Source organism: Pseudomonas sp. R5(2019) (assembly GCF_009905435.1).
Lineage (GTDB): Bacteria > Pseudomonadota > Gammaproteobacteria > Pseudomonadales > Pseudomonadaceae > Aquipseudomonas.
The window spans coordinates 23,106-41,785 of sequence record NZ_JAAAMT010000008.1 but is presented as its reverse complement, the minus strand read 5'-3'; the positions used below and the strand labels follow the sequence as shown (position 1 = coordinate 41,785).

Sequence of the window (18,680 nt, the reverse complement as noted above, 5' to 3'; positions counted from 1 at the left end):
GGACGGCCTCATACCATGTGTTTGATGAGATCCACCTGTTGCGGTTTGCAACCCGGTGGACAATCGAATGACTGAGCGAATTCACCGTCTCGCATCACCAGGATCCTGTGGCTCAGCCCAATCATCTCTTCGAGTGTGTCGGCCGTCAGAATCACTGATATGCCTTGGGCGGTGATCTCTCTGACCAGTTCGTAAACGTCTTCCTTGGCACCGACATCCAGGCCTCGAGTGGGGTGGTCGAGAATCAGGATCGTTGATTGGGCGTTTCGCCATTTCGCCAACACCACCTTTTGCTGGTTGCCGCCGCTCAGATTCAACAGCAACGCGTCAGGGCCGGGGGTCTTGATCCGCAGTCGAGTGATCCACTTCTCGGCGATTTCGCGTTCCTTACCGGTCTCTAGAAGGCCGAATGAGGTCACCTGGCCAATGCGGGCCAACGTCATGTTCTGGGCGACACTGAGCATGGAAACGATGCCTTCGACCTTGCGCTCGCGAGGAACGTAACCAATACCTGCCTTGATCGAGGCCGATGCGCTTTGTTCGCGCAGACGCTGCCCCCTCACGATGATCTCTCCGCTGGTTTTGCCCATGAGGCCGGCCAGTACCCGGCAGAGCTCCTCTCGACCGGAGCCGACTACACCGGCAATGCCCAGCACCTCGCCGCGGTGCAGATGGAAGTCGAGTTCGGAGAAAACACCTTTGAGCGCCAGCTTCTCGACCTTCATAACCACATCCTGCGCAGGCGTCTGCTGGAGCGATTCGCGGTAATACTCGGTGTGCAGAGAGCGGCCCACCATCAAGGTATGCAGGTGCTCTTTGGTGGCCTCTGCTGCCGGCATTTGCGAGACCACTTCACCGTCCTTGAGCACATAGACGCGGTCGCTTAGTTCCAGCAATTCATCGAGGCGATGGGAAACGAAAATGAACGAAGCGCGGGACTTGAGCTGCCGCACCAGGCGGAACAAGGTGTCGATTTCCTTCTGTTCAAGCGCAGAGGTCGGCTCGTCGAGCAAAATCACCAAGTGCCCATCGGTCATTTCCTCCAACGCCAGCGACTTGGCCAACTCCACCATTTGACGCTGACCGAAGCTCAGCTCACTGCACAACATACCGGGATCAATGTCGAGATTGACCTTGGCGAGCTGGAAGCGAGCAGCCTTGTAGAGCTTTTTCCAATTAATGAATCCGCAGCGTGAAAATTCGGCTTCCCTCCCCAGGAACAGATTCTCGGCCACCGACAGATTGGTCAGGATCGATTGCTCCTGATAGACCATCGCGATGCCGTTCGCCGTAGCACCACGGGGACCGTCCAGTACAACGGGTTTGCCGTCTATCTCCAGATGACCATCATCGGGCTGGTAGACACCGGTGAGGATCTTCATCAAGGTCGACTTGCCCGCTCCGTTTTCGCCGATCAGGCCGACGACCTCGTTCTTTCGAATCTCGATGGAGATTTCTTTCAACACCGTGTTGCCGTTGAATCGCTTACTGACATTCTTAAGTGCGAGCATGATGCGTCCTCACTTCACAACGCGTGCTTTCGCACGGTCAAGCGCAATGGCCACGGCCACGATAATCAATACGCCTTGCACACCCTGCTGGACGTACGGCGGTATCCCCATCAGCACCATGCCGTTGCTCAGGACGACGACGATCAACACGCCGAGCAACGTGCCGAATGGGCTACCGTTACCGCCGGCCAGCGAACAACCACCCACGACGATGGCGGTAATGGCAGTGAATAGCTGGCCTTGAGCGATCAGCGCATGCCCTTGACCGAATTGGGCTACCGCCAGAATGGCGGCCAGGCCATAGAAAGCACCCGCCAGCGCAAAGACGGCGATCCGAACTCGCCCAACCCTTACACCGTTGAGCCGGGCCAGATCCTCTGCGCCACCGACGGCCAAGGCGTGCCGCCCCAGAACCGTATGGCGTGAAACGACGTGCGCGATGATCAGTGCAACGATGACGATCCACACCGACAGGGGCAGGCCCAGCATCCGTTGCAATGCTACGGCGCGCACATCCATATCCGTCACTCGCACGGTGTTGCCTTGCAGCAACGCGGTGGCCAGGCCTATCCCAACAAACCCCACGCCCAGCGTACCGATGAAGGAAGGAATACGTAGCCGCACCTGCAGCAATCCGTTGATCAGTCCCATGATTGCCCCGACCACCACCGCAATCGGCAGCGCCCAGAGCCCTATCGAGTAGTCGTTGATGCTGTTGCTGATCAGCAATGAAAAGCTCACCGCACCGATAGCAACAATGCCCTCGACCGACAGATCGATACTGCCCATCTGAATCACGAACATGCCGCCCAATGCCATGAGCAAGGGAATCGCGGACGCCGTCGCAATGCGCGTCATGTTCAAAGGGTCGAAGAAGTTGTGATTGACCGAGCCCACCAACAAGCCGATGAGCAACAATACGATTAACGATGAAAACCGTCTTAGACGGGCCATGACGATAACTCCGGTAGACAAGAAATGACGGGGCCACGCGCCGTAAATGCGCGATGAGCATGAGCGCTGACGGGAAGCTACAGGTCGTAGCGAATCGGCCCTGCCACGCGCGCCCAGTAGTCAGTGACATCCGGGTTTTGCGGCGTCTTGAAATTGGCGCGGAAATAGACTTCGGCGTTTTCCTTGGTAATCATCTGGGGACGGACATAGAACTCTCGATGTTCACGAGGCTCCTTGGCCGGATCCAGCTTGCCGGTTTTGGCTGCATAACCCAGGGCTAACCCCATGCTCCCGAGCCAGGAGGGATCGATAGTGCTGGTGGCGATGTACTCACCCGAGAGAATCGCCTGGACGGCCTGATCGGTGCCGTCCATGCCGACAATAGGAATGGTACCGGCCAGCCCTTCGCCACGCAGCGCCTCGAGAGCGCCCATGCCCATGTCATCATTGCAGGACCAAATCCCCTTCAGATCGCTGCCAAATCGTGTCAACCAGGATTGAACGATCGGAAATGCCTTGTTGGCACTCCAGTCAGCCGCCTGAAAGTCCAACAGCTGGATGTCGGGGAATCTTTTGAGTGCCGCGTCCAACCCTTTGCGTCGGCTGATGGCCGGCATATTGCTCAGGATGCCGCCAAGCGCGACGACGCCCCCCTTGCCACCCATTGCCTCGAACAGACGGATGGCGACTTCCTCGCCCACCGACTGACTGTCTTCGGAAAGATGGGAGACCCAATATGGGTTGTAGTCCCAAGGGTGCATATCGTCTGGCTTGTTCCAGATGGTGGTCACGTAAACACCCGCTTTCACACACTCTTCAATGATTGCTCGAGCATCGGAAGAGTCGTTGGGTTCAACGTTGAGTATCAGATTGCCTTCGGTCTTGGCGATCAGCGCGCGAATGTCAGCGATGCTTTTCTGCGAGTTACCTTCCGTGATCAATGGCGAATACGGAATCTTCCGGGTGGCGGCGAAGGCTTCGCCGCCCCGGTTGAAGAGCGCATGGTAAGGATTGGTCATTGAGCGAAAGGAGTTCGAGAAGGTCAGCTTCTCCTGCGCCCAGACCATGCCAGGCAGCATGCAGGATAGAGCCCCGACACCCGCCAGGCTGGCCGCCCCGATCAGCAGCTCGCGGCGGCCCATTGCAAATTGATTGGACGGGTTTCTGTCATTCTTGTTCATGTTCCCTCCAGGTGCGTGGCACCGGACGATCAGCGTTTTTATATTTCTAGTAACCAACTGGTTATTTATAAATCCATCGCGGCAAACATGCAATCGCAGGTTGAGTGTTTGATGAAAAAATCGAGCAGGAAGGGGTCGCGATGACGCCAAAGGCGTCATCGGACAAAGGCACAGTTCAGATCACATGACCCAGAATCGCCGGGTTTGCCCCCGAGCGGACCTCGGAGGGCGGCAGTTGACGGCCCAACAACAGATCGGCGCCTTTCTCGGCAATCATGATCGAAGGCGCATTCGTGTTGGCACTGTTCAGCCTGGGCATCACGGAGGAATCGATGACCCGCAGCCCCTCAATGCCGTAAACACGAAGCTGCGGATCGACCACTGAAAGATCGTCGATACCCATTTTGCAGGTACCCACTGGGTGATACCCGGTTCGGCCGCTTTCGCGAGCATAGGCTTCGTAATCGGCCTGCGTCTTGACCCGGCTGCCAGGGAAGTGCTCGGCCTTGATGTACTTGCTCAAGGACGACTGAGAAAGAATCTCACGGCTGAGCTTTATACCCTCCACCGATACATGCAGGTCATAGGGGTCACTGATGTAATTGGGGTCGATCAAGGGCGGCTGAAGCGGGTCACTACTGCGCAGTGTGACCTGCCCCCTGCTGTTGGGTCGTAGAAAATAGGAGTTCAGCGTACACCCCGAACCCGAGGAAACCGGAGGAATGCCCGCTTCCACCCCAGCGCCGGGCAGGAAGTGAAACTGCAGATCCGGGATTTCAGAACGTGAATCGCCATACCAGAATGCGCCAGCCTCGGCGATGTTGGAGGTGACAGGCCCCTTGTTGAACATCATGTATTCAAGACCCGCCATCAGCGTCATATGCGGCTTGGCATATTTGTCCAGGCTCTTGTGCTGTTTGAGCTCACAAACGATATCGATGTCAAAATGGTCCTGGAGATTCTGACCCACACCAGGCAGGTCTTTCTGGACGGTGATACCAAGACGCGACAGATCATTGGCTGGCCCTACCCCCGACAACATCAAGACCTTGGGAGAACCAATGGCCCCGGCTGCAACCACCACTTCACGATTGGCCTTTGCAAAGCGAACTTCGCGCGAATCACGACCCTGGACATACTCAACGCCAGTCGCACGCCCGTTTTCGATCTTCACACGCGTAACAAGGCACTCGGTCTGTAGGGTCAGGTTGGGTCGCTTGCGCACCTCTTTGGTCAGATAGCCCTTTGCGGCGCTACAGCGACGCCCCCCACGCTGGGTCACCTGATAGGCACCACAGCCCTCCTGCTTGACTCCGTTGAAGTCAGCGTTATGGGGGATGCCCGCCTCCTGCGCGGAAAGGATGAAGGCCTTGCTGACCTCGTTAATGCTGATGGGATCGGATACCCCCAACGGGCCACCGGTGCCATGATATTCGTTCGAGAAGCGCTCATTGTCTTCGGCGCGCCGAAAATAAGGCAGCACATCACGATATGACCAGCCGCGACATCCCTCCTCTTGCTCCCAATTATCGTAGTCGCGCGCGTTGCCGCGGGTATAAACCATGGCATTGATCGAACCGCCACCCCCCAGCACCCGGCCCTGCGGATACACAATGGAGCGGTTCTTCATATGGCTCTGATCCACAGTGTCGAAGCCCCAAGTGAGGGGCCCTCCCGTCATTTTGAAAAATCCGACGGGCATATGGATGTACGGATTCGTGTCCGCAGGCCCCGCCTCCAGGAGCAGCACCTTTACGTCCGCAGCTTCACTCAGGCGTGCCGCAAGAACGCACCCGGCCGAACCTCCGCCAATGATGACAAAATCATACATTTTGATGTCTCCACTTTTTATTCTTTGACGTAGATCGTTACCGAGAAGCTCAGGCTTGAATCCAGCGAGGACGATCGCCTAGTTGCAGGTGTACGGACTTCACCTCCGTGTACTCCTCAACGCCGTAACGACCGGTTTCGCGACCGATGCCCGACTGCTTGAAGCCCCCGGAAGGTAACTCCGGCCCTCCCGCTATTGTGGTGTTGACCCACACCCGGCCGGCTTTTATCTGACGCATGGCGCGCAACGAAGTATTCAAATCACGGCTCCAGATACTGGCCGCCAACCCAAACGGTGTGTCGTTGGCAATGCTCATCGCCTGATCGAAATCGTCGAATGCCGTGATGGTCAATACCGGGCCAAAGATTTCTTCGCGCGCGATGGTCATTTGCGCAGTGACCTGTGCGAATACAGCAGGCTGCACATACATCCCTTGTGCACTATCGATCCGGTGGCCGCCGGTGAGCAGCTCGGCACCTTCGCGACGCCCTTGATCGACGTACCCCAGTATCCGCTCCATTTGGCGCTGCTCGGTGATTGATCCAACCTGCGTTGATTCGTCGAGTGGGTCGCCGATCTTGACCTGCTCGAGCAGCTTGAGGATTTTTGCCGTAAGGCTTTGCTCGACCGAGCGATGAACCAGCAACCGACTGCCACTGACACAGCATTGGCCGGCATTGAAACAGATACCAAAGACAATGGCGTCCGCTGCAGCATCAAGGTCGGCATCGGCAAAGACAACCTGCGGATTCTTACCTCCCAGTTCCAGCCCGATCTTTTTCATGTTGCCGCCTGCCGCTGCCAGAGTCAGACGGCCCACCTCGGTAGAACCGGTGAATGAAACCATATCGATGTCGGCATGTTCGCAGATCCTCTGCCCCACGACCGAACCCGGCCCCGTCAGAACGTTCACCACACCTGCCGGCAAACCGGCCTGCTGAAGCAGCCCTGCGAGGATAAGAGTGGTTCCCGAGGTCAGTTCGCTGGGTTTGACAACCACGGTACATCCCGAAGCCAGAATAAACGGCAAGCGTTCCGCAAGAATGAAAAAAGGAAAATTCCAGGGCGTAATCAGCCCGACAACACCTACCGGCTCCCGAGTGACGAGCCCCAGCATGTCTTCACCCAGGTTGTTGAACGCGTCGCCGTGCAGTGCGCGAGCTTGGCCAGCGGCGTACTCCCAGATGCCCGCGGCAGCCAGGACTTCACCTCTGGACTGGGCGATCGGCTTGCCGGTTTCGAACGTTTCACACAGCGCCAGCTCTTCGCTGTGTTTGCGGATCAGCTCAGCTGTCTTGAGCAACACAACGCTACGGGATTCCCCTGTACCACGAGCCCAGGTCCCCTGCTCGAAAGCGCGCCGCGCCGCGGTCACTGCGCTGTCCACATCTTCGGCGCTACCCGATGGATACACGCTGACAGGCAGGTTATGGGACGGGCTGTAACGTGTGACCGACTTCGTTGCCGAGCCCCTGGTCCATTGCCCGTCGATAAACATTTCGAAAATACGGGGTTGCTCTGGGAGCGAGTGAATCGAGGAATTGTTGTTCATGATGGTGTCCTCTGTACAAATTGTTATCAAGACTGCGCGGGAACTGAGGCACGAGTGACTGATGCGCCATTGTAACCAACCAGTTGTTTACTTTTTTACCGACCTTTAGACTTGGTCGCAATAGAAATACTAAAAAGCAGGCACATGCAGTCCGTCGTAGACTGACGCTGGCAGACCTGCGATCTTTAAACCAAGCCTGCTATCGGAGCGAATCGAATGACCGTAGAACCCAAGGACGATACATTGCCGCGCTCGACGCGCGACGCAGAAGCCACGAAGCTTCGAATCCTCAAAGCCGCCACGGTAGAGTTCGCCAAACTTGGGTTTGGCGGGGCGCGGATCAACAGCATTGCCGACCGCGCGAAGTCCAACAAGCGCATGATCTATGAGTACTTCACCAACAAGGAGGGACTCTTTCAGGCGGTGCTGGAAACGGCCTACAACGACATCCGCCATGCCGAGCGCAAGCTCAAGCTTGAAGAGCTCGACCCACAAACGGCGATCACGCAGTTGGTGACCTTCACCTGGAAGTATTACCTGAAAAACCCGCACTTCCTGACCCTCGTCAACAGCGAAAATCTTCACAAGGCCGCTCACCTGAAACGCTCTCAGGAAAAGATGCATGACATGCACAAGTCCATGATCGAGATGGTTGCCGGCATCCTGGATCGAGGCGTAGCCCAAGGCGTGTTTCGCGCCGGAGTCGACCCCGTGCAACTGAATATCTCGATCGCCGCCATCAGCTACTACTACCTCAACAACCGCTTTACCGGGCAGATCATCTACGGCTTCGACCTCATGTCTCCCGAGGCCCTTCAAGATCGCATCGACTTCAATGTCCAGACGATCCTTGGAATGCTTCGACCTTGATGGATATCTGATCATCCCCTTGCTATGGCGATGATCAGAGGAGCACTGGTCATTTCAGAGCCACGAACCTTGGGTCGCGCACCAAAGGTTTAAATGACATCCGGTCGAGGACATCACGCTGCGGATCCACGCCCTGCGCCACCTCGACCAGCTCAATGCCTCCTTCCACCAGACGGAAGACCGCACGTTCAGTGACATACAGGACTTCTTTCCCTGATACCAACGCCTGCGGCCCACTGAAGGTGATGTGGCTAACCTGCTCGACCAACTTGGGGACCTCACCCGGGCGAACAATGGCGAGCTCAGAGCCATGACGCTCCACCTGCAGCCCCTTGGCTTCGAAAGCACCGCAAAACACAACTTTGCGTGCACCTTGGGTGATGTCGACGAAGCCACCAGGCCCCACCAGACGCCCGCCGAGGCTTGATACGTTGACGTTGCCAAACTGATCCATCTCGCCCATACCGAGGAATGCCAGATCTACCCCACCACCACTGTAAAAATCGAACTGGTCCAGCGAAGTCACAATCGCCTGAGGAAATCGGGCCGCACCAAACATCGCGCCATCCATCATCCGGCCATTGTGAATGCCTTGCTCGATACTGCCCCAGTATTGGTCTTGCAGTCCGCGCTCAGCGAGCAGTGAAGGAATGCCTGCGGGAATGCCGAAGCCGAAATTCAGTGACATGCCAGGCGTAAACTCATCCGCCGCACGCTGGGCGATAATGCGACGAATGTCTTCAGGAAGTGGGGAGTCAGGCCTTTCGGGACGTGGTAAGCATTCACCGCTTATCTCAGGATCGTAATCCGATGCCAGACACTGACGTTGCTCAGGTGCCAGCACTACGTCGTCGACGAGTACGCCGGGAATTCGCACCATACGAGCAGGAACGAACGGGGTCTCGCTCAGCTCCCGGACCTGTACAAAGACCTTCCCGCCACTGTTATGCGCTGCGAGTGCGAGCGCGTAGACATCCAGGTCGGCGGCTTCATGGGCCAAGGTGATGTTGCCACTTGGGTCGGCAAGGCTGCCACGCACCAGCGCCACATCCACCTTGAAAGGCTTGTAACGCAAGTACGGCTTACCGTCGATTTCCAGACGCTCGACGATCGACTCAGTCGCTAGCTCATTGCAGCGCCCTCCAGAAACATTCGGATCGGCAAAGGTACCAAGGCCAATATGGGTGATCAGCCCTGGGCGGCCCGCGCCGATTTCGCGCATCAGGCTCATGATCGCTCCAGCAGGAATGCTGTAGGCCGCGATCTCATTGTCCTTGGCCAGCTTCTGCATTTTCGCGGACCAACTCCAGTGTCCGCCGATGACCTTGCGCACCAATCCCTTGTGGGCTAAACGCTCCAGGCCACTGCCCTGCCCATCCCCGATCCCCAGCGCGTGAACAATCGTCAGATCGCGCGGATGACCTGTACGCAGGAACGATTCCTCGATCGCGAACAGCAGGGCATCGGGCTCCAGCAACGTGCCCGAACCACAGACCGCGAGGGTGGCCCCATCCGCGATGAGGGACACGACGTCTGATGCAGAGGAACAGCGTCTTTTCATTTTTTTTATCTCCTCGTGAACGCTTCGCTGCTTGCATCCTCTGGTGTACAGAGCACTTGACGAGCTCCCAAAGGACGCATTAAATAAATAACCAGTTGGTTACGTGTCTTTACTCTAGTCGAGCCAGAGACCGAAAACAACCCACCGTTCACTGCTCCCCGGAAAGGAAAAAAAACAATGCAACTTTCTGACATCCACCTGCAGATTCGTGATGTGGCTCGCCGTTTCGCGGATCAGACTGTGCGTCCGCTCGCTGAAAAACTCGATCACGATGAAAGCTTTCCCGTCGACCTTTATCGGCAGATGGGCGAGCTCGGACTTTTTGGAATCACTGTTCCCGATACACTCGGTGGCGCCGGGCTGGACAGCCTCGCGTACGCACTGGTGATGGAAGAGCTGTCCCGTGGCTACGCCTCAGTCGCTGACCAGTGCGGACTGCTTGAACTGATTGGGACGCTGTTGTCGGTGCATGGCAGCGCCGAACAGCAAGCGCGCTACCTGCCTTCCTTGCTCAGCGCACACAAGCATCCCGCCTACTGCATCACCGAGGCCGATGCGGGGTCTGACGTCTCTGGGATCCGAACCACGGCCGAGCGCACGCAAAACGGCTGGAAACTCAACGGTTCAAAGCTCTGGATCCATAACGCCCCCGTTGCTGACCTGGCATTCGTACTGGCTCGCACCAACCCGGAGGCGGGCAAGCGCGGCATGAGCATTTTCATTGTCGACTGCCACTTACCTGGCGTTTCCAAGGGGCCCAAAGAACACAAAATGGGCCAACGGGCCTCGCAAGTCGGCGGCCTGAACTTCGATAACGTCGAGCTGGCTGAAGATGCGCTGCTGGGCCAGGAAGGCCGAGGCTTTCACATCATGATGAGCGCCTTGGACAAAGGTCGCGTGGGTATTGCGTCCTTGGCCGTGGGCATCGCCCAGGCCGGGCTTGAAGCCGCCCTTGAATATGTTCCGCAGCGCAAACAGTTCGGCAAGCCGATCGCGGACAACCAGGGCCTGCAATGGATGTTGGCCGACATGGCCAAGGACATCAGGGCCGCGCGCCTGCTTGTGCAGGATGCGGCGCAACGCCTGGACGCGAACGACAACGCAACCATTGCCTGCTCAATGGCCAAGTGCTTCGCGTCGGACGTAGCGGTCGCGCAAACCGCCAATGCCGTGCAGATGTTTGGCGGCAGCGGCTTCATTCGTGGCTTTGAGGTCGAGCGGCTGTACCGCGATGCAAAAATCACTCAGATCTACGAAGGTACCAACCAGATCCAACGCACCATCATTGCTCGAGAACTTCTGAACAACGGTGGTCGCTCATGAGTGCCCGACCTACTGCTCTGGTCACGGGCGCCCGAGGCGGAATTGGGCGAGCGTCCGCCGTTGCCTTGGCGCGAGCGGGCTTTGACCTGGCTCTAGTCGACTTAACGGTCGATGAGGCGTTGCAGTCGACCCTGCAAGCGGTGATCGAATCGGGAGCCAAGGCCGTTGCCCTGGAGGGTGATATCGCTGCTATCGAGCAGCACGAGCAGCTGCTCGATGCCGCACAGGCGGCTATCGGTCCATTGTCGTGCCTGGTCAACAACGCCGGCGTATCGGTCATGTCCAGGGGAGATCTGTTGGACGTGAGTGCCGAGAGCTACGACCGCTGCCAACGTGTGAATACACGTGGCACCTTCTTTCTGACTCAAGCCTTCGCTCGTCGGCTAGTGAAACACAAGCCGGCAGGCGCCCACCGCTGCATCGTCACTGTTACGTCCTCCAACGTTCACGCGGTATCGGTGCTGCGTGGCGAATATGGAATCTCCAAGGCCGGCTTGTCGATGGCGTCAAGGCTGTTCGCGGTCCGCCTGGCCGATGAAGGCATCGGTGTTTATGAGGTCCAACCAGGATTGATAGCAACGGAAATGACCGCTCCCTCCAAGGCACGCTATGACGCGCAGATCGAACGCGGACTGACCGCCATCAAGCGCTGGGGCACCCCCGAGGATGTCGCCCAGGTCATTACCACAATGGCCAGTGGTGGCCTGCCCTACACCGTAGGCCAGGCGGTACCCGTCGATGGCGGCCTGTTGATTCCCAAATTCTGATTTGCCGGAGTACATTTCATGTCCCTGACCCTCAACTTGCCCACTCTGGAATCCGCTGCTTCGTCTCGCAGCGTTGTCGAACCTTACCGGCTGTGTGGGGCACCTCTGCCTATTTTGGCGCGACCATTCTCGGAAAATCGGATAGCACTGAGCGCCGCTCATGTGGTGGTCGATCCCCTGGCTGCCGGGCAGCCGGGAGGTGCAAGCGCCATTGACTGGGAGCGCACCCTTCACTATCGGCGCTTCCTCCTGGAGCAAGGGCTTGGCATCGCTGAAGCGATGGACACCGCACAGCGCGGCATGGGGCTGGATTGGCCCACCGCACTGAAGTTGATCCAGCACACGCTTGAGCACACTCGCGACATCAAAGGAGCCATGGTTTTTTCTGGCTGCGGCACCGATCAGCTAGCGCCCGAAGATACGCGTAATCTGGATGACGTATTGCGCGCCTACGACGAACAACATCAGGCCATCGGCAAGCTGGGCGGGCGCATTATCCTGATGGCCAGCCGTGCATTGGCCCGCGTTGCCAAAGGCCCGGAGGACTATCGGCGGGTGTACGGCAACGTCCTGGCTGATGCGCAGGAGCCGGTCATTCTGCATTGGCTGGGAGACATGTTCGATCCTGCCCTTCACGGATACTGGGGTACCACCCAGTTTGAAGCTGCGTTGGAGACTTGCCTTGAGATCATTCACGAGCACGAAGACAAGATTGATGGCATCAAGCTTTCGTTGCTCGACAAGGACAAAGAAATCACCCTGCGTCGCCGGCTGCCGGCCTCGGTCAAAATGTACACCGGGGATGACTTCAACTATCCGGAACTGATTCAAGGCGATGAGCAAGGATATTCCCATGCCCTGCTCGGGATATTCGATGCCATCGCGCCTGCGGCCTCGCAAGCGTTAACGGCACTGGAGCGAGGCAACGTCTCGCGTTACAACGAGCTGCTTGCCCCCACATTGCCACTGGCGCGCCTGATCTTCAGCGCACCGACCCAGTACTACAAGACCGGCGTAGTCTTCCTGGCCTGGCTCAACGGTCATCAGGACCACTTCGTCATGCTCAACGGCCACCAGGCCATGCGACCACTGGCCTATTTCTGCGAAATCTTCCGCCTGGCCGATCAGGCAGGGTTGCTGAGCGATCCTGATCGCGCAGTGATCAGGATGCGTCAGTTGCTGCAGATTCATGGCGTGGCTGCGTAACAATCAATGCCAGGCCTGTTTAGGGCCTGACAGACTGCTGACAAACCCAAATTTACCTGCTGGATTCGACTGGTAGGAGCTGGGCTTGTCGGAGCGCCGAACCGCCGCGATGCAGGCGCCGCGTTGTATCAGGAGCACAGCGGCGCCTGCATCGCAGGCAAGCCTTGCTCCTACAGGGGGTTTGTCAGCAACCTGCCAGGCCTGTTCAGGGCCTGAGCGATTCATTTGCAGGGAGAAGATGATGTCCTTACGTTCATTGGTCAACCAGTTGGACCTGTGCTCGATCAACACGGCGACCCTTGGCCACCGGCTGCCCGTCGAGCAAACCCTGGAGCTCATCGCCCGAGCAGGTTTTGGCGCCATAGCCCCTTGGCGCAGGGACATGGAAGGTCGAGACTTGCGCAAGGTCGGCCGACAACTGCGCGACAGCGGCCTGAAGGTCAATGCTTATTGCCGCTCCACCTACCTGACCGCCCAGGACAGTGACGGATTCAAGAAATCATTGCTGGATAATGGCAACGCCATCAAGGAGGCCGCAGAACTACAGGCTGACTGTTTCGTCATGGTTGTGGGTGGCCTGCCCGAGGGCTCCAAAGATATTGCCGGCGCCAGGGCTCAAGTCACAGAGGGCATCTCACTGCTGCGCGAGCAAGCCAGAAGTCATGGCATAGCGCTGGCGTTGGAACCTCTTCATCCGATGTACGCTGCCGACCGATCATGCCTCTCGACACTAGAGCAGGCCCTTGATCTGTGTGAGCAAATCGAGCCGCAAGGATTTGATTCGCTCGGGGTAGCCGTGGATGTGTATCACTGCTGGTGGGACCCAAAGCTGCATGGGCAGATCGAGCGAGCTGGCATGCAGCAAAGGATCCTAGGCCTGCATGTCTCCGATTGGCTGGTTCCTACCCGTGACATGCTCCTGGACCGCGGCATGATGGGTGATGGCGTCATTGATCTACAGGGAATCCGGCATAGCGTTGAAGCGGCCGGTTATCGCGGCCCGATTGAAGTCGAGATTTTTTCCCGGGATCGATGGTGGACGCTTGAAGAAGAGCACGTCCTGAAAACCTGCGCACAACGCCTGCAGGAAGTGTGTTGAGAAGCGCACCCAAGACACATCGTTACTTCTCATTCCAGTTTCCACAAAGCGTCAAACCAGTAAGTCACCCAGGTAAGAACAACACCCACCCGCTGCTTCTGGAGATACACGCATGCTGCCGTCCACAAAAAGAAAATTCGGCCGAATCAACCTGGATGTTTCAAGCCTCGCGCTTGGCACCTCGGCTGTCGGAAACCTGTTTGCGCCCACCGATGAAGCCACTTCGGATGCAATGTTCCAACGGGCATGGGAAGGCGGCGTACGGCTGTTTGATACCGCACCTATGTATGGGCACGGATTGGCAGAACTGCGTACCGGGCATTCGCTACGCTGGAAAAATCGCGACGACTTCGTCCTCTCTTCAAAGGTCGGCCGAATCCTCAAACCCAAACCTCGCTCGCAGATTGATTTCAGCCCTTGGAATAATGCGGCACCCAACGAAATGATCTTCGACTACAGCTACGATGGCACCATGCGTTCGTTCGAAGATTCCCTACAGCGCCTGGCTCTGGAACGAATAGACATCTGCTTCATCCACGATATCGATGTCTTTACTCGGGGCGCCGATCAACCTGAGGTGTTCAAGCAGGCCATGGAGGGTGCCTGGCGTGCCCTGGAATCACTTCGAGACCAAGGTGTGGTCAAAGCCATCGGTGTCGGCGTGAACGAATGGCAGGTCTGTCACGAGGCCCTGAAGCAACGGGACTTTGACTGCTTCCTGCTGGCAGGGCGTTACACACTTCTGGAGCAGGAGTCATTGGATGAGTTCTTGCCCCTGTGCGAAGAACGGGGTGCTGCAGTGTTGATCGGCGGCGGCTTCAACTCGGGAATTCTAGCCACCGGTGCTATCGAGGGAGCGCGCTATAACTATGCCCCCGCGCCGCCGGCGGTGTTGGAGAAGGTCCGAGCAATCGAATCGGTATGCCGAGAGTTTGAAGTCCCGCTGCCGGCAGCGGCGATGCAGTTTGTGGTCGCCCACCCTGCCATTCCATCGTTCGTTGCCGGGACTCGCACACCTGCCCAAGTCGACAAGAATGTGGAGTGGTTCAGCCAGCCGATTCCGTCAGAATTCTGGAAAAGCCTGAAGCAGGCTGGTTTGCTCAGAGAAGATGCTCCAACGCCGGATTGAACGGTGACGATGGCAGGGACGCCAGGCTGAACACAGCCTGGCTACTCCCACTATTGAAAGCCCCGCACCCGGACTACCTCGGCCGGCTTGCGGGGTTTTTCATTTCTGATGGGCTGCGCAGCGGCCCTGGCGATTCTGAAACCGCCTGCAATCGCAAGTTGATTCGCAGATGTCGCTGGCCCAAGGGGCCGCTTCGCGGCCCATCGCGGCCAGGTCCGCTCCTACATGGATCTCGCCTTAACTGACTGGCATTAGTCGCTTGCCCCCGCTTTTCGAGATGGCACAAAAAATGGCGCGGCTGTTTCAGATAGTTTCAGACGTGTGCATTGGACGCTGGAGTGGCGTTTTGCTAGCTTGATGGGTGGGGCAGGCAGAAGAAAAAACACTCAGGCTTTTGCGGTAACTCGTTATTACGAATCAATCCTTACTCCCGGCGTCCCCACAACAGCTTCAGTTGTTTTGAAGGTGACTGGCCTAGGGCGATATGCACACTCTTCGCGTCGGAATAATCAGGATGATGTTGACCAAGCGCCGCCGTGCTCTCGTGGGATTCATTCTCCTTGCTGTGGGACTGACAGGCTTTTGCGCCTGGTTGCTCTTGAAGTCGGAAATCCATCGTCGAGAAACGCGCTTTGCAGATCACGTGGAGAAAATTTCCAGCATCGTGCGCAATCAGCTCGACACCAATGAGGCGGTATTGGCAGGCTTTTCGGCATTTCTCCAGGCCGTTGATCAGTATGACTCGGAGGCTGCGACCCGCTATGCCTCCGTTGTGTTGACGGCTTACCCTCACATCTACATGCTCGAAGCGGCTCGGGCAGTGCCTATTGCTGAGGAGGCGGCCTTTGAAGCGCTACTGCGCAGCACGTGGCGATCTGACTTTAAACTCAAGGATTTCCCAAGCCTGACTCGGCAACCGCCGCTGCCTCAGGTTTCTCTGGGCGAAACCTGGCCCGTGTTGTTCATGTATCCGTTGCTTCCCCAGGCCACGGCAATCTATGGCGTCAGACTGGAAACTGTCGCCTATCTCTCCTACGCCCTGGCGCGCACCCACAACAATCCCAAGCCCGTTGTTTCGCCGGTGTTCTCGATGTATGAGGGGGGCAGCGCCTACATTCTGATGCGGTCTGTCAGTCGGCCTGACCAGGCGAGAGATCATTCCAAACCGAATTTTTTCGGCAGCGCTATGGTCGCATTGCTGTTGATCAAAACCGGATCGCTACTGGAGGCGGTGGAGCATGCGAACGTCGATTCACACGTGCGCATCCGTGCCGTCCTGAAAAACGTCGCTGGAGCTGAAAGTGAAGTGTTTTCAACGGTGCACGGACGTGTCGGCTTTCTGGATCGTCTGTTGATGCCACTGCTAAGCGATCGTGTCGAAATAGCGAGCGCCTCGCAACCCATGACCTTGTTGTTTGAGCGTCAGTTGCGTCTGCGGGATGTTCTGACCGTTGAAATCATGATGATTCTTGCTCTATTGGGAGGGGGATTGGTGCTCATGCCTATGGTGCTGATTCGACATTTCAGGGCGATAGAAAAGGCCGCGATCGAACACGAACGCTCAGCGTATCGGGCCTCCCATGATGTGCTCACCCAACTGCCCAATCGCTATCTTTTTTCCGATCGATTCAATCAAGCGTTTTCTGACTGGCAACTGAACGGCGTTCCATTTGCCGTGCTGCTGATCGATCTGGATCATTTCAAGACAATCAATGACCAGTATGGCCATGAGATCGGCGATCAAGTGTTGCGTACCGTCGCAGCGCGCATGCTGCAAGCCATCCGTACGGGTGACACCATTGCACGCTACGGCGGCGATGAATTCGTCGTGCTGATGACAGACCTTATGACCTCCGAGAGTGCTGAAATCAAAGCCGAGAAATTGCTGGACGCAATCTGCAAGCCAATTTCAACCTCGGCAGGAGAGCTTTCAGTGACGTGCAGTATCGGAGTTTCACTGTGTCCGCTTCATGGTCGCAACCTTGACACCTTACTTAACGCGGCGGATCGGGCCATGTACGGCGTCAAACAATTGGGGCGCAAAGGAATTGCAATGACTGAATCGGGGCCATAATCTCGCCAGCGGTCGGGCCATTTGATTGTTCATAACCCTTGCGCCTCCATTTCCAGCGTATCCAGATAGCGATTACCGATGTGTGAATGTACGCGTCCACCATCAGCCGCTCCGAGCACCACAACAATCTCATCGGCACGTGGCGTATCTCCTAGAGGCTCGATCGCTGGATAAAAATAGCAGCGCCGCCGACATTGATCGACGACGCTGCGCACAGGCTTAGTGACCGGCGCTCTGACCGCCATCGACGTGCAGTATTTCGCCGGTGACAAAACCGGCGGAGTCCAGATAAACGATGGCCTGGACGACGTCGCTCACCTCACCCATGTGCCCGACCGGGTGCAGCCGCCCAAGCGCTTCATGGGTTTCTACGCCGTGCATCGGGGTTTTGATGATGCCGGGGGAAACCGCGTTCACACGGATGCCGCGTTTGGCGTACTCGATGGCCAGGGATTTGGTCGCGGCATTGAGGCCACCTTTGGTCAACGACGCCAGTACCGACGGCACACCTTCGATGGCGTGATCCACCAGGCTGGTGGTGATGTTGACGACATGGCCGCTGCCCTGTTTTTCCATCTCGGCGATTGCGAGTTGGGAAATGTAGAAGAAGCCACCGAGGTTTACCGCCAGCACAGCGGCGTAGTCATCGTGGGTATAGCTGGTGAACGGCTTGGCGGCGAAGATCCCGGCGTTGTTGACCAGGGTGTCGATACGGCCAAAGCGCGCCATGCCTTCACGAATCACTCGCTCGGCAGTCGCCGGGTCGGCGATGTCGCCTGCCACGGTGAGAATGTCGGGATCGGTGGACGGTTGGATCGAGCGCGAGGTGGCGACTACCCGGTAATCCAGATCACGGAAGGCCTTGACCACAGCGGCGCCGATACCTTGGGATGCACCAGTGACGACAACGACCTTTTTCGAATTGCTCATGATGAACCTCGTGAAAGATTGAAGAAAGTGATCACTCAGGCTGCGGTTGGGGACTGGGCCATTTGCCTCAACATTTGTTCATAGTACTCGACCGAGGCCAGGTTCTCGATGGCCTACTCCAGTGCCGTCACGCCCAAGGCGCACCACGGGCACACCACATCGGAGACGAAATCGATGGTGACGGACTGGGTCATGACTGATTTTCCGCGAGTTGTTTTCGGTACGCGGTGGTGGTCATCCCAGCATACCCCCAGTTATCGGAGTCGACTTCTTCGATCACGATGTGGGTCAGGTCCGGGCGTTTGTGGAGGACGCGTTCCAGGGTTTCAGTGATTTCAGCGATCACCTGAGCTTTCTGCTCAGATGAGCATGCGCGGACTGGCTAAGGCCCAAGGCGAATGGAGTCTGGTGACCATGGCCTGGAACATCAAGCGCCTGTATGTGCTGCGCGCAGCGTAAAAGCTAGAAAAGTGCGCCCCGACGACACCTCAAGCAGACGCTCAAGCGCGCTAACACGCCGTTCCAGTGCCGTGCCAACCAATTCAGATGCCTGAAAGGAATGGCGCCGCGTCAAAAAACACCTTGATCCCACCCGGCAGCCTCTTGCGGGGTCAAGTCCGACAGGCTCCTAGACACGTGTGTCTTTAACGCCGCACGCAGAACATGCCGCCCCACGCCATGATCAAGCAACA

At 57.4% G+C, this 18,680-nt stretch carries 15 protein-coding genes and 3 pseudogenes; 7 read left to right on the top strand and 11 right to left on the bottom strand.

Features of this window, described 5'->3' with window-relative positions:
- Positions 1 to 8: 8 nt before the first annotated feature.
- From GUY40_RS07525 to GUY40_RS07505, 5 genes are all read right to left on the bottom strand, one after another.
- Positions 9 to 1,511: a sugar ABC transporter ATP-binding protein gene (locus GUY40_RS07525; RefSeq protein WP_166568324.1), complete on the bottom strand. Its 1,503-nt coding sequence runs from the start codon at positions 1,509 to 1,511 to the stop codon at positions 9 to 11.
- A 9-nt stretch (positions 1,512 to 1,520) separates the two neighbouring features.
- Positions 1,521 to 2,465 carry an ABC transporter permease gene (locus tag GUY40_RS07520; protein WP_166568323.1) on the bottom strand — a complete coding sequence of 315 codons (945 nt, stop codon included), beginning with the start codon at positions 2,463 to 2,465 and terminating at the stop codon, positions 1,521 to 1,523.
- 77 nt (positions 2,466 to 2,542) lie between these two features.
- Positions 2,543 to 3,646, bottom strand: coding sequence for a sugar ABC transporter substrate-binding protein (locus GUY40_RS07515; RefSeq protein WP_166568322.1), 1,104 nt, complete (start codon positions 3,644 to 3,646; stop codon positions 2,543 to 2,545).
- A 175-nt stretch (positions 3,647 to 3,821) separates the two neighbouring features.
- Positions 3,822 to 5,477 carry a GMC family oxidoreductase gene (locus GUY40_RS07510; RefSeq protein WP_166568321.1) on the bottom strand — a complete coding sequence of 552 codons (1,656 nt, stop codon included), beginning with the start codon at positions 5,475 to 5,477 and terminating at the stop codon, positions 3,822 to 3,824.
- 49 nt (positions 5,478 to 5,526) lie between these two features.
- Positions 5,527 to 7,029: an aldehyde dehydrogenase family protein gene (locus GUY40_RS07505; protein WP_166568320.1), complete on the bottom strand. Its 1,503-nt coding sequence runs from the start codon at positions 7,027 to 7,029 to the stop codon at positions 5,527 to 5,529.
- 216 nt (positions 7,030 to 7,245) lie between these two features.
- On the opposite strand from GUY40_RS07505, the gene GUY40_RS07500 reads away from it, so the two are divergent.
- Positions 7,246 to 7,899, top strand: a complete 654-nt coding sequence (locus GUY40_RS07500; RefSeq protein WP_166568319.1) for a TetR/AcrR family transcriptional regulator — start codon at positions 7,246 to 7,248, stop codon at positions 7,897 to 7,899.
- A gap of 49 nt (positions 7,900 to 7,948) precedes the next feature.
- Here GUY40_RS07500 and GUY40_RS07495 read toward each other — a convergent pair whose 3' ends face one another.
- Entirely contained in the window at positions 7,949 to 9,460 is a 1,512-nt protein-coding gene (locus GUY40_RS07495) for an acyl CoA:acetate/3-ketoacid CoA transferase (protein ID WP_166568318.1), read from the bottom strand.
- Positions 9,461 to 9,637: 177 nt separating this feature from the next.
- Here GUY40_RS07495 and GUY40_RS07490 point away from each other — a divergent pair, with 177 nt between their 5' ends.
- From GUY40_RS07490 to GUY40_RS07480, 3 genes are read left to right on the top strand one after another with little or no spacing between them, the layout of a single operon-like run.
- Entirely contained in the window at positions 9,638 to 10,783 is a 1,146-nt protein-coding gene (locus tag GUY40_RS07490) for an acyl-CoA dehydrogenase family protein (protein ID WP_166568317.1), read from the top strand.
- The gene (locus GUY40_RS07485; RefSeq protein WP_166568316.1) at positions 10,780 to 11,550 is read left to right on the top strand and encodes a 3-ketoacyl-ACP reductase; all 771 of its coding nucleotides are present in this window, start codon (positions 10,780 to 10,782) and stop codon (positions 11,548 to 11,550) included. Before GUY40_RS07490 ends, GUY40_RS07485 begins: the two co-directional genes overlap by 4 nt.
- An 18-nt stretch (positions 11,551 to 11,568) precedes the next feature.
- Positions 11,569 to 12,756, top strand: coding sequence for a dihydrodipicolinate synthase family protein (locus tag GUY40_RS07480; protein ID WP_166568315.1), 1,188 nt, complete (start codon positions 11,569 to 11,571; stop codon positions 12,754 to 12,756).
- A 3-nt stretch (positions 12,757 to 12,759) separates the two neighbouring features.
- Here the strand turns inward: GUY40_RS07480 and GUY40_RS07475 are convergent, their stop codons facing one another.
- Complete coding sequence (locus GUY40_RS07475; RefSeq protein ID WP_166568288.1) at positions 12,760 to 13,020, bottom strand: hypothetical protein; 261 nt, start codon at positions 13,018 to 13,020, stop codon at positions 12,760 to 12,762.
- Between GUY40_RS07475 and GUY40_RS07470 the strand changes: the two genes are divergently transcribed.
- The 3 genes from GUY40_RS07470 (at position 13,013) to GUY40_RS07460 (ending at position 17,058) form a co-directional block, all read left to right on the top strand.
- On the top strand, positions 13,013 to 13,855 hold the full coding sequence (locus GUY40_RS07470; protein WP_256675665.1) for a sugar phosphate isomerase/epimerase: 843 nt from the start codon (positions 13,013 to 13,015) through the stop codon (positions 13,853 to 13,855). The genes GUY40_RS07475 and GUY40_RS07470 overlap by 8 nt on opposite strands.
- Before the next feature lie 112 nt (positions 13,856 to 13,967).
- Positions 13,968 to 14,984, top strand: coding sequence for an aldo/keto reductase (locus GUY40_RS07465; protein WP_166568314.1), 1,017 nt, complete (start codon positions 13,968 to 13,970; stop codon positions 14,982 to 14,984).
- Between the two features lie 517 nt (positions 14,985 to 15,501).
- Complete coding sequence (locus tag GUY40_RS07460) at positions 15,502 to 17,058, top strand: sensor domain-containing diguanylate cyclase (RefSeq protein WP_166568419.1); 1,557 nt, start codon at positions 15,502 to 15,504, stop codon at positions 17,056 to 17,058.
- A gap of 29 nt (positions 17,059 to 17,087) precedes the next feature.
- On the opposite strand, the pseudogene GUY40_RS28735 reads toward GUY40_RS07460, so the two are convergent.
- The 4 genes and pseudogenes from GUY40_RS28735 to GUY40_RS07440 all read right to left on the bottom strand — a co-directional run.
- Positions 17,088 to 17,207, bottom strand: a pseudogene (locus GUY40_RS28735) (amino acid synthesis family protein); the annotation flags it as partial.
- A gap of 70 nt (positions 17,208 to 17,277) precedes the next feature.
- Positions 17,278 to 17,988, bottom strand: coding sequence for an SDR family NAD(P)-dependent oxidoreductase (locus tag GUY40_RS07450; protein ID WP_166568312.1), 711 nt, complete (start codon positions 17,986 to 17,988; stop codon positions 17,278 to 17,280).
- 116 nt (positions 17,989 to 18,104) lie between these two features.
- Positions 18,105 to 18,182 (bottom strand): annotated as a pseudogene (locus GUY40_RS07445) (DsbA family oxidoreductase); the annotation flags it as partial.
- Positions 18,179 to 18,355: pseudogene (locus GUY40_RS07440) on the bottom strand (4-oxalocrotonate tautomerase family protein); the annotation flags it as partial. The pseudogenes GUY40_RS07445 and GUY40_RS07440, both read right to left, overlap by 4 nt.
- Positions 18,356 to 18,680: the final 325 nt, after the last annotated feature.

Bases quoted from the DNA above. Each gene is read 5' to 3' on its own strand.
- GUY40_RS07525 (WP_166568324.1), bottom strand. From the start codon at position 1,511: ATGCTCGCACTTAAGAATGTCAGTAAGCGATTCAACGGCAACACGGTG.
- GUY40_RS07520 (WP_166568323.1), bottom strand. From the start codon at position 2,465: ATGGCCCGTCTAAGACGGTTTTCATCGTTAATCGTATTGTTGCTCATC.
- GUY40_RS07515 (WP_166568322.1), bottom strand. From the start codon at position 3,646: ATGAACAAGAATGACAGAAACCCGTCCAATCAATTTGCAATGGGCCGC.
- GUY40_RS07510 (WP_166568321.1), bottom strand. From the start codon at position 5,477: ATGTATGATTTTGTCATCATTGGCGGAGGTTCGGCCGGGTGCGTTCTT.
- GUY40_RS07505 (WP_166568320.1), bottom strand. From the start codon at position 7,029: ATGAACAACAATTCCTCGATTCACTCGCTCCCAGAGCAACCCCGTATT.
- GUY40_RS07500 (WP_166568319.1), top strand. From the start codon at position 7,246: ATGACCGTAGAACCCAAGGACGATACATTGCCGCGCTCGACGCGCGAC.
- GUY40_RS07495 (WP_166568318.1), bottom strand. From the start codon at position 9,460: ATGAAAAGACGCTGTTCCTCTGCATCAGACGTCGTGTCCCTCATCGCG.
- GUY40_RS07490 (WP_166568317.1), top strand. From the start codon at position 9,638: ATGCAACTTTCTGACATCCACCTGCAGATTCGTGATGTGGCTCGCCGT.
- GUY40_RS07485 (WP_166568316.1), top strand. From the start codon at position 10,780: ATGAGTGCCCGACCTACTGCTCTGGTCACGGGCGCCCGAGGCGGAATT.
- GUY40_RS07480 (WP_166568315.1), top strand. From the start codon at position 11,569: ATGTCCCTGACCCTCAACTTGCCCACTCTGGAATCCGCTGCTTCGTCT.
- GUY40_RS07465 (WP_166568314.1), top strand. From the start codon at position 13,968: ATGCTGCCGTCCACAAAAAGAAAATTCGGCCGAATCAACCTGGATGTT.
- GUY40_RS07460 (WP_166568419.1), top strand. From the start codon at position 15,502: ATGTTGACCAAGCGCCGCCGTGCTCTCGTGGGATTCATTCTCCTTGCT.
- GUY40_RS07450 (WP_166568312.1), bottom strand. From the start codon at position 17,988: ATGAGCAATTCGAAAAAGGTCGTTGTCGTCACTGGTGCATCCCAAGGT.